Origin of the sequence: Actinoplanes derwentensis (assembly GCF_900104725.1) — a bacterium.
GTDB lineage: Bacteria > Actinomycetota > Actinomycetes > Mycobacteriales > Micromonosporaceae > Actinoplanes > Actinoplanes derwentensis.
Genome location: NZ_LT629758.1, coordinates 2674440 through 2685016 on the forward strand (window position 1 = coordinate 2674440; position 10577 = coordinate 2685016).

The window sequence follows — 10577 nt, forward strand, 5'->3', positions numbered from 1 at the left end:
GGATCATTCGACGATTCCGGTCTGCATCAGCGTCACGCCGCGGCGGGTGACGAGTTGGGCACGGCCGGGTGGCAGGCGGCGCGGGACGGCCTCACCGAGGAACTTGCCCTCCTCCTTGGGGTAGGAGAGCAGCGTCGCGGGCGTGCCCAGTTCCCAGAGGCGGCGGATGACCGGGTCCATCATCGCCCGCATGGCGCCGGAGGTGCTGCGCGCGATGATCACGTGCAGGCCGATCGAGGCGCCCTGGGCGAGCAGTGGCAGCAGCGGGTCCAGGGTGGAGCCCATGCCGCCGCCGCGGGACATCAGGTCGTAGTCGTCGACGACCACGAACAGCTCGGGCCCCTCCCACCAGTCGCGGCGGCGCATCCGCTCGGAGGAGATCTCCGGACCGGGCACCCGCTTGTTCATCGAGACGGCGGCCTGACCGGCCAGCTCGTACAACTTGTCGCCGGTGAACCCGAAACCGACCAGGTAGTCCGGGCGGACCGCCAGGTCGAGGTCGCGCCGCGAGTCACCGAGCACGATCTTGGCCTGGTCCGGCTGGTACTTGTCCTGGATCGCCTTGAGCACCAGGCGCAGCACGTTGGACTTGCCGGTCTCGTTGTCACCGAGGACCAGCATGTGCGGGGTGGCCAGGAAGTCGTGCCAGACCGGGGCGAGACGCTGCTCGTCCAGACCGGTGCAGACCCGGAACACGTCCTCCGGTGCGGGCAGTTGCGCCACCGGCAGACGGGCCGGGAGCATCCGCACGGCCGGGGCGGGTGGCCCGCTCCAGAACGTGGAGATCTCCTCGACCACCGACTTGGTCGCCTCGGTCAGGTCGTCGGTGCCGGTGCCGGCGTCCATCCGGGGCAGGGCGCCGAGGAAGTGCAGCGCCTTGCCGGTCAGGCCGCGGCCCGGCTGGTTGGGCACGGTGGCGCCCTTGCGGGAACCGTGCTCGGACTCCATCGCGTCGCCGAGGCGCAGCTCCAGCTTGGTGCCGAGCAGGTCCCGCATCCAGGTCCGCATCTCCGACCAGCGGGTCGCGGTGACCATCACGTGTACGCCGAACGACAGACCGCGCGACGCCAGCTCCTGGAAACGGGTCTCCAGGTCGAGGAAGTCCTGCTTCATCGTGTACCAGCCGTCGACGACCAGGAAGACGTGCCCGAACGGGTCGTCGATCTCACCCCGGTCACGGGCCGCGAGATACCCCTGCATCGAGTCGAGGCCACGGGCGGCGAACTCGGCCTCCCGGCGCTCCATGATCTGCCCGAGCTCCTGGATGGTCCGCACCACCCGGTCGCGTTCCATCCGGGTGGCGACCGAGCCCACGTGCGGCAGCCCGGCGATCGACGACAGACCGCCACCACCGAAGTCGAGGCCGTAGAACTGCACCTCACGCGGGGTGTTGGTGAGCGCCAGGGACAGGATCAGGCTGCGCAGCAGGGTGGACTTGCCGCTCTGCGGCGCCCCGGCGATGCCGACGTGCCCGTCCGCACCGTTCAGGTCGGCCACCAGCAGCTCGCGCAGCTGGTCCTGCGGCCGGTCGACGATCCCGACCGGCACCCGCAGCCGGCCCTGTGCCGCCGGGTCGGTGACGGTCATGCCACGCACCGGATCCGGCACCACCGTCGGCAGCAGCGCGTCCAGGCTGGGTGCCGACGACAGCGGCGGCAGCCACACCTGACGGGCCGGCGGACCGGCACCGGCGAGCCGGCTCAGCAGCACGTCGACCAGGCTGGGGCCGATCGCCTTCTCCGCCTCCGCACGCCGTTCGGCGGCCTCGGCGGCGACCTGGGCGGCCCGCTCGGCGGCCGGGTCGAACCGCACCGACGCCTGCCGGGTGGAGAACGGCACCACATCCAGGGCGGCGTCGGTCCCGCTCGGCCCGGCGTCGCCGCCGTCGATCCGGCCGGTGTACGGGCCGGAGACGTAGGCCGCCTTGAACCGCACCAGGTTCGTGGTGTCCAGCTTGAGGAAACCGTTGCCGGGCTCCGGCGGCAGTTCGTAGGCGCTGGCCACCCCGATCACCGAGCGTGATTCCATCGACGAGAAGGTGCGCAGGGCGATCCGGTACGACAGGTGGCCCTCCACCCGGCTGATCCGGCCCTCGTCCAGGCGCTGCGAGGCCAGCAGCAGGTGCACGCCGAGACTGCGGCCCAGCCGCCCGATGGACACGAACAGGTCCATGAACTCGGCCTTGCTCGACAGCAGCTCGGAGAACTCGTCGACGATGATCAGCAGCACCGGGAACGGCACCAGCTGGGTGCCGGCCGCGCGCGCCTTCTCGTAGTCGAACAGCGACGCGTACCCGCTGGCCCGCAACAGCTCCTGGCGACGGGTCATCTCGCCGTTGAGCGCGTCCTGCATCCGGTCCACCAGCGGCAGCTCGTCGGCCAGGTTGGTGATCACCGCGGAGGTGTGCGGCAGCCGGTCCATGCCGAGGAACGTGGCGCCACCCTTGAAGTCGACGAGCACCAGGTTCAGGATCTCCGAACTGTGCGTGGCGGCCAGCCCGCAGACCAGGGTTCGCAGCAGCTCGCTCTTGCCCGAGCCGGTCGCGCCGATCAGCAGGCCGTGCGGGCCCATCCCGCCCTGTGCCGACTCCTTCAGGTCCAGCTCGATGACCTCGCCGTCCTCGGTCACGCCGATCGGCACGGTCAGGCGGTTCCGCTGGGCGTTTCGCCCACGCCACAGCTGCGGTACGTCGAACGTCTGCGCGTCCCGGATACCCAGCAACGCGGTCAGTTCGAAACTGGACTCCATCGGCTCGTCGACGATGTCCAGGCTGCCGCTGGTGCGTTTCGGCGCCACGATCCGGGCCAGCGCGTCACACTCGGCCAGCCCGAGACCGTCCCGGGTCGCCGAGCCGACCTCCGTACCGGCCGGGTAGGTGACCTGGTCACCGTCGATGCTCAGCCGCAGCACCTTCGGCCCGCCCGGCATCGCACCGGTCAGGTCCAGCAGCACCACGTTGCGCATGCCCACGTCCAGCAGCCGGGAGTTCTCCGGCAGGTCGGCCAGGTGCGCGAGGATCACCACCAGCGGCTCGGCCGACGTCGGCCGGGCGTCCCGGTCATGGTCGCCGCGTTCGGTGATCTCCGGGCCGAGCAGCTCCATCAGGGTGTCGTGGGTGCCGGCGAACAACCGGACCGGTCCGGCCGCGTCCATCGCGGTCGGATGCGCGTTGTGCGGCAGCCACTTGATCCAGTCCCATGGCTCCCGGTTCACCTCCGGCGCCAGCACCGCGATCCGCAGTTCGTCCGGCGCGTGGAAGGTGACCAGCTGCGCCACCATCGCGCGGGCCAGGTCGATCGCCGGATCCGCGTCACCCTCGAACTCGATGCTCGTGAAACTGCGCAGACCCACCGCGATCGGGATACCACCCACCGTCCGGTACGTCTCCTGGAACCGTCGCAGCGAAATGGACGCCAGGGGTTCCAGGTCCTCGATCGGTTTGGTGCTCGGTGGCGTGAACGTCAACGCCGCGGTCTGCCGGCCCAGCCCGATCCGGACCCGGCCGAAATCCTCGTGACCGGGCCGCCGCTCCCACAGCCGGCCACTCATCGCCAGCGACCACAGCCAGCTCGGCTCCGGGTTGTTCCAGAGCGCCGCCTCCCGCTGCTGGGCGGCCGCCGACCGGGCCTGCCGGCGCAGCTGGTTGATGTAGCGCAGGAAGTCACGGCGCTCGCCACGCATCTTGCGTTTGCGGTCCGACGCGGCCTTACCGACCTGCACCACACCCATCAGGACCATGCCGGCGGCCATCACGCCACCCATCACGTACATGATCGGGGCCCGGTTGTAGACACCGAACATGGCCATCATCGCGCCGACGCCCAGACCGGTCGGCACCACCATGGCGAACGACCGGAAGTCCAGCGGCGCCTCCTCCGCCATCACCGGCGGCTCCTGCAGCTCGATGTCGCCCGACGGGGCGTCCGGGCCGGCCACGCGGGGCGGACGTTTGACGGTGACGGTGCTCATCCCAGCGCTCCCAGATCCGGGCCGCCGGAGCCCCACACGTTCTCCTGCTGGCGCAGCAGCTTCACCGCGTAGCGGTCGTTGCGGTACCGCTCGGCCGCCTTGTCCGGGTCCTCGTCGTCCTTACGGGCCTTGAGCTTGGCGTCCTCGGCGGCCTTCTCCTCCTCGATCCGCTTGTTCTCCGCCATGTACGCCAGCCGCTTCTCCCGCATCTGCAGGAAGTACTCGCGCGACGTCGGCTCACCGTCACCACACAGGACGTCCTCCGCGAACTGCTGCGCAGGCACCGCGCCCGTCGAACGGCGCCACACCTTACGCCGGGCCTCGTCAGTCATCCGTCTTGTCCTCGTCACTGTCGGTGAGCCAGTCCGCGCCGTCGACGTCGTCCCAGCTCGCCATGTCGTCCTCGTCCGGAACCGCCACCACCGGCACGAACTCCTCGTCCGGCTGCTCGGGAACGTCCGCCGGCCGGCCCCAGCTGCCGTCGTCCGCCAGCAGTTCGGCCGACGAGGGGCGCCCGGCCTCGCCTTCGGTCTCGCCGTCGGTGACCACGCCGCCGATCCGGTCGCCCGGCACCACCAGATGGGCGGCACCGTCCCGGCCCGGGCGGGGCGCCGCACCACCGGGCGCGACATCGTGCGCCGGCGGCGCGACCGGCACCTGCTCCACCGGCACGGTCACCGCGGTCACTCCGGCCACCCCGGCCGCCGCAGCCACCGGAACAGCCGCACCGGGATCCGGCACTTCCGCATCCGGTCGGCCCGGATGGTGCGGGCCTGCATCCGCCGGGCCCGACTCTCCAGCCGACGCCGCCGGGGCTGTCGGCGCCTCGGGCGCGAGCGGAGCCGATTCCGCCGAACCCGTCAGCGCGTCAGGCACGGGCGGACTCAACTCCGCCGAGTCCGTCGGCACATCAGACGAGAGCGGACTCGATACCGCCGAACCCGTCGGCGCGGCAGGCGCGGGCGGGTTCGGCGCCGCAGGCGCGGGCGGTGTCGAGGCCGCCAGGGCCGCTGGTGCGACAGATGCGGATGGCGTCGTTCGGGCCGGGGCCGCGGGTTGCTGGCCCTGCGGCGGGGACCCTGGCGGAGGTCCGCCCGCAGCGGCCAGCACACCCGCGGCGGCGGTCATCGCCACGGAGGTCGCGGCGATGTCGACGCCGGCCGGCGAGATGTCCGCCGCCGCCGGGGCGATGTCCGCGGCAGCCGGGGCGATGTCCGCCGGGGCCGGTGGCACGGAATTGCCGGATGTCAGGCCGGCGCCGCCGGGTAGCGTGCCGCCGATGCTTCCGGGAACCTCCGCGGCCGGTCCGGCCGCCGGAGCCCAGTCCTCGTCACCGGCTCCGACGAGATCCTTGGCCTCGGGGGCGTCCGGAATCCCGGTTCCGCCGGGGCCGCCCGTTCCCGGGCTAGCCGGGCCCGGCATGCCGCTGCCCATACCGGCACCACCGCCGAGACCGGCACTACCGCCCAGCCCAGCGCCGCCACCCAGTCCGGCGCCACCGGCCGCCACTCCGGACGGGGCATCCGGCACGCCGGAGCCGCCGCCGATGGCGGACCAGTCCTTCTCGTCGCCGCCCAGCAGGCCGCCCGCGTCCGGGGCGTCGGGAATGCCGGAGCCGCCCGAACCGGCGGGTCCGCCGCCCGACCCCGGCGAGCCCGGCATGCCGTTGCCGAGGCCCGCGCCACCCGGGAGACCACCGCTGTTGCCGAGGCCCGCGCCACCCGGCGCGACGCCCTCCGGTGCGTCGGGCAGGCCGATGCCACCGGCGGCGGGACTCCAGTCCTCCTGGTCACCGTCGAGCAGGCCACCCGCGTCCGGCGCGTCCGGCAGACCCGAGTTCGAGCCGCCGGGGCTGCCACCCCCGGCCGGCGAGCCGGGCATGCCGGCGCCGGAACCGGCACCGCCGAGCCCGGGCGTGGTCACCTTGCCGGGGCTGGTCAGCCCGGGTGCGGTGACCTTCGGCGGGACGAACGATCCGGCTCCGGTGCCACTGCCGGCGCCGACACCCTTCGGCGGTTTCACCGTACCGACCCCGTTCAGGCCGCTGCCGGTGCCCCCGCCGATCCCGCTACCGATCCCGCCGCCGACGCCGCCGAGGCCGGGCAGTCCGCCGCCGAGGCCGGGCAGGGCGGTACCCACACCGGGCAGGCCGCCACCGGTGCTCGGCGAACCGCTGCCGGGAGTCGTCAGGGGCGGGATGTTCGGGGTGTTGATCTGTGGAATGTTCGGGTTCGCCGGCTTCGACGGGGTGCTGAGGCCACTGCCCAGGCCACCACCACCACTGCCGCCACCGCTACTACCGCCGCCGCCACTGGAGCCGGGCGGTGCGGTGAGGTCCGGCGTACCGACGCTGGGTGTTTTGATGTTGCCGCCGCCACCACCGCCACCACCGCCACCGCCGGTGAGACCACCACCGAGACCACCCGGGCTCGGGATGTTGGTGCCGCCACCACCGCCGCCACCACCGCCGCCACCACCGCCGGTGCTGGGAGTCTTGGGCAGGTCCGGCGTGCCGCTGCCGCCGCCCGTGCCGCCGGGGGTCTGCGGGCCGTTGATGCCGTCGCCGCTGACCTCGGGGCTCGCCTGCACGGTGAACTGGTACTGGGTGGCCAGCACGTCGACGACCTCGGCCATCTGCTCGGCCATCTTGTACTGCAGCGGCGAGAGGCTGATCGACACCGAGCCGGTGCTCGGGTTGTAGTGCGTGCCCTGTGACTTCGCGAGCTCGCCGTACGCGTGATCGAGGTAGACGATCGACTCCTGGGCCCACTGCAGGTACTGGGCGCCTTTCCAGAGGTTCGCCGGCACCGAGTACATGTCGTTGGTGCCCGGCGGGCCGTTGAGATGCTGGATCTGTGCGCCGATGCGGTCCGACACCAGCGTCATGTTCTCCAGGAAGACGTCGGCCGCGGGGCCCTTCCACACCTTGCCCTCACCGGCGATCGCCTGCGAGCCGTCCCGAAGCAGTTTCTCCACCCAGACCAGGACGTCGTTCGAGTACTTGAACGCCGCGTACGTCTCCATCAGGGATGCGGGGCTGACCCGTCCGGCGGCGAACCGCCTGCCGTCGGTGCTTTCGCCCATCGCCGACCCGCCCATGACGGACGCCTCGATCTTGCGCCAGCCCCGGTCCTCCTTGGCCCACCGCTTGTAATCCTCGGTGTCACCGGGATCGATCTTCTCCGGAGGGTAGGTGCCGGCGCCGTACTGCTTCTGCTTCCATTCTTCGTTCTCGTCAGGCACAGGGCGACCGTTTCACTAGTGACTCTCGATGACGGGCGTACAAAACTCGGTCAGGCGCCCTCGGTGGTGGTTTCCTTGCCGTACTCGCTGATGTTGGTGCCGGCCTTCCAGCCGCCGTCCATCACCTCGCCGAGCTTGTCGGCGGTCAGGTCGTTCAGTTCCTCGGTGCTCTCGTAGTTCTTGGCCAGCAGGCGCAGGCCCGTCTCCACCTGGAACACCGTCGACCGGACGGCCATCAGCATGTTCTTCGTCTCGACCTGCAGACCGGCCTGGCCACCCGCGGCGCCCTCCAGCTGCTGGCGCAGCGCCTCCGCGCGGGCGAACGCACCGGGCCGCGGCGCTGCCGCCTCGAGCATCTGGACCGCCTGGTCGAGCGGGGTGGCGGTACCGTCGGTGACGGCCTTCAGCTGGTCGGCCATCCAGATCAGTGCCTGGGCGTTGACCGAGACGTTGCTCTTCGGATCGCCCTCACCGGTCCACTTGCCCGGGTCCGGCGCGGTGAAGCTCGGATTGTCGTTGTCGAGGTACGTCTTGTCCGGGTTGAAGCCCCCGGCTATCGGATTGCCGTTGGCGTCGGTCCCGGGGCCGACCGGCGGAGGGCTGGTGTCACCCGGCGTGGTCCCACCCTCGTTGTACGACGCGACCAGGCCCTTCCACTTCTCCTCGCTGTACGCCGACTGGTAGTACTTGTAGGCCGCCATCTCGTCGTCGTCGTACTGGACGATCTTCTGCGGCTTCACGCCGCTGCCGCCCCCGGGACCGGAACCGTCGACGTCACCCTCGATCGACTCGGCCGGCGGATTGTTCTCGATCTGGTCGACGACGTTGCGGAAGGTGCCCGGCGGCCAGCCGTGCTCCTCGTCATAACGCTTCCAGAACCCCGGATCCACCGAATCGATCGACGCCATGGTCGGCGGCCAGGTGATGTCGACGGCCATGTCAGCGGGATCCGTTGATGTCGCTGAAGTTCTGCTGGTTCCGGATCTCGGTCGCGGCGTAGTTGCTGGCGATGTTCTGCAGGGCGGTGCGCGCGGTGTTCAGGTGGGTGGCCATGTCCAGAGCGGCCTTGTCCCACGCCTTCTTGGCCAGCGTGTACTCATCGCGGGCGGAACCGGTCCACTCGGCGAGCCGGGTCTCGACGTTCGTCTCCATGTTGCTCAGCGTGGTGTCGATCGCGGTGGTGGTGGTGCCGATGTTGTCGATGACGCTCTGCGCCTCGGCGAAGTTGAACGTGTACGTCATGGTGTCTCTCCTGCTCAGAAGTGGGGAAGGCCCTTGTCGAAACCGCCGGCGTCGTCGACGCTCTGTGCCTCGGCCGCGGTGTACTGGGCGCGGGACACGCCCATCACGTCGGCCATGTGCCCGAGCTGGCTGATGATGCCGCTGAACGCGGTGCTCCAGTTGTTCATCGCGTTCTGGAAGTTCGTCGAGGCCTGACCGGTCCAGGACGAACTCAGGGCGTACACGTCGCTGTTGACGTTGCTCAGCTTCAGGGAGAAATCGCCGTACGCGTCGACGAACTCCTGCCCGGCTGCCTGCATGCCCTCGGTACTGGTGGAAACCTGATTGCCTGTCGCCACTGCCAACTCCTCACGTCGTCGCATTCGAAATGCCTGGGCGAGTCTTCGCGCGGGTCACCCCCGGACGCCATGCCCGACGGTTCGGACGGGTGCTGACGGGCGATCGGATGTGCACGGAAGCGCCGTGCCTGCACCACTTCCGGGAAACACCGGCTGCACTTTTCCGCCCTGTACCGGGACGAGACCTGTCCGGCGTACCGGAAAAGGGACTTCAATCAACGCCTCGGGCGTACGTGGGAAGGAGAACGGTTCATGGACGGCGACCGTGTCGAAAGACTGTTCGCGGAGTACGAACGGCAGCGCGGCGCGATGGCCGACATGCAGCGCCGGATGAGCGAGATCTCGGTGACCGTCACCTCACCACGACGTGAAGTGAGCGTCACGGTCGGGCAGAACGGCGTACTCACCGGCATCGACTTCCCCAGCGGCGCGCACAAGCGCCTGACCACCGCGGACCTCACCAGACTGGTGATGGCGGCCTATACCGAGGCCAAGGAGAAAGCCCTCGACCAGGCCGCGGAACTGCTGGCGCCGAGCCTGCCCGCCGGAATCGACGCACGCGGTCTCGTGCGCGGCTCCACCGATTCCCTGATGCCCGCACAGCCACGCTTTCCGGAGAGCGTGCGGGAACTGCTGATGAAAGGCCGGTCGACGTCGTGAGCCAGCCGCACGGAACACTCCGGGTGGACCCGGACGGAGTGGCGTCGGTCGGTGACACCTACGCACGTCAGGCGGTCGTCTATCAGGAATACCAGAACCGGCTCCGGGAACTCCGGGATCGATACGTGTCCGCATGGGGCACCGACGAACTCGGCGCGAAGTACACCGAGAAGTTCGAGGACGGCGTGGAGACCGTCAACGGCATCGTCGGCGGCACCCGGCAGCGGCTGAACTACGCCGCGGCGGCGTTGCAGGCGGCCGGTAAGGCATACAACGACGCCGATGACAGTGCCCGCGACCTCACCCACCGGGTGGCGCTGGGCCTCGACCAGCCAGGCGGTTCCGCCGGTGGCGGTTCGCTGAGCCGACCGCTGACGGGCGAGCGGCTGGACCCGGCCTCCGGGGCGGCGCCCGTTCCGTTCGCGGACGGGGCCGCTCGCGCCGACGTGCCCGGCTTCGTCCCGGGCGGCGCGCTCACGGGCAGCGACCCCGAACCACACTCGGCCGGTGCGGCCTCGGCCAGTGTGCCCGGGATCCCCCGCGGCGGCGCCGCCACCGGAGCCATGGCCGGGACGCCCCTCGGCGGCGCGGCCACCGGCGCAGTGGCCGGGGCTCCCCTCGGCGGTGCCGCTACTGCTGCCGTGGCCGGGGCTCAACTGGGTGGCGCGGCTACCGGTGCCGTGGCCGGGGCTCCGCTGGGCGGCGCGGTCACCGCTGGTCTGGCGGGTGAACCCCTTGCGCCGGCGGTGCGGCTCGCGGTGCCCGAAACGCCCGGCTCGCCCCTGGGCGGCGTACCGCTCGCGCCCGCCGCCGGCGCATCCGCGGCAGCCGTGGACACGCCGCCGCTCGCCCCCTGGGGCGCCCCGCTGGAAACCGGCGCCGCACTGGCCGCGCCGGTCCGGATGGAGCCGCGGCTGGAGGCGCTGCCGCCGGGCCCGGACGGCGGTTCCGTGGTGGACGCCGCCCGCTACAACTCCGTCGCCCCGGCCGTCGGACCGGACGGCCAGATGGCCGACGACCGCGGCTGGCGGTACTTCATGGTCGAGGACAACCCGTCCGTCGACCCCACCGCGGCCGGGTACCGGCCGCTGCACGTGACATATTCACCACCGAACGAATAGCGAC

8 protein-coding genes are annotated in these 10577 nt (G+C 71.1%); 2 read left to right on the plus strand and 6 right to left on the minus strand.

The genetic code is table 11. The annotated features are described in order from the left end of the window. Positions 1-3 precede the first annotated feature (3 nt). Genes eccCa through BLU81_RS12320 form a run of 6 tightly spaced genes read right to left on the minus strand, consistent with a single transcriptional unit; the run spans position 4 to position 8792 of the window. Positions 4-3969: a type VII secretion protein EccCa gene (gene eccCa, locus BLU81_RS12295; protein WP_092544425.1), complete on the minus strand. Its 3966-nt coding sequence runs from the start codon at positions 3967-3969 to the stop codon at positions 4-6. Beyond that, positions 3966-4301, minus strand: coding sequence for a hypothetical protein (locus tag BLU81_RS12300; protein ID WP_092544427.1), 336 nt, complete (start codon positions 4299-4301; stop codon positions 3966-3968). Before BLU81_RS12300 ends, eccCa begins: the two co-directional genes overlap by 4 nt. Then, positions 4294-7212: a hypothetical protein gene (locus BLU81_RS12305; RefSeq protein ID WP_092544429.1), complete on the minus strand. Its 2919-nt coding sequence runs from the start codon at positions 7210-7212 to the stop codon at positions 4294-4296. The genes BLU81_RS12300 and BLU81_RS12305 overlap by 8 nt, the downstream gene beginning before the upstream one ends. 50 nt (positions 7213-7262) lie before the next feature. Continuing rightward, positions 7263-8150 (minus strand): hypothetical protein, encoded by an 888-nt coding sequence (locus tag BLU81_RS12310; protein WP_092544431.1) that lies wholly within the window; start codon positions 8148-8150, stop codon positions 7263-7265. 1 nt (position 8151) lies between these two features. Then, positions 8152-8454 carry a WXG100 family type VII secretion target gene (locus BLU81_RS12315; RefSeq protein WP_092544433.1) on the minus strand — a complete coding sequence of 101 codons (303 nt, stop codon included), beginning with the start codon at positions 8452-8454 and terminating at the stop codon, positions 8152-8154. A 14-nt stretch (positions 8455-8468) separates the two neighbouring features. Continuing rightward, complete coding sequence (locus BLU81_RS12320; RefSeq protein ID WP_157751504.1) at positions 8469-8792, minus strand: WXG100 family type VII secretion target; 324 nt, start codon at positions 8790-8792, stop codon at positions 8469-8471. 252 nt (positions 8793-9044) lie between these two features. On the opposite strand from BLU81_RS12320, the gene BLU81_RS12325 reads away from it, so the two are divergent. Next, complete coding sequence (locus tag BLU81_RS12325; RefSeq protein ID WP_092544437.1) at positions 9045-9452, plus strand: YbaB/EbfC family nucleoid-associated protein; 408 nt, start codon at positions 9045-9047, stop codon at positions 9450-9452. After that, positions 9449-10573 (plus strand): hypothetical protein, encoded by a 1125-nt coding sequence (locus BLU81_RS12330; RefSeq protein WP_157751505.1) that lies wholly within the window; start codon positions 9449-9451, stop codon positions 10571-10573. Before BLU81_RS12325 ends, BLU81_RS12330 begins: the two co-directional genes overlap by 4 nt. Positions 10574-10577 lie beyond the last annotated feature (4 nt).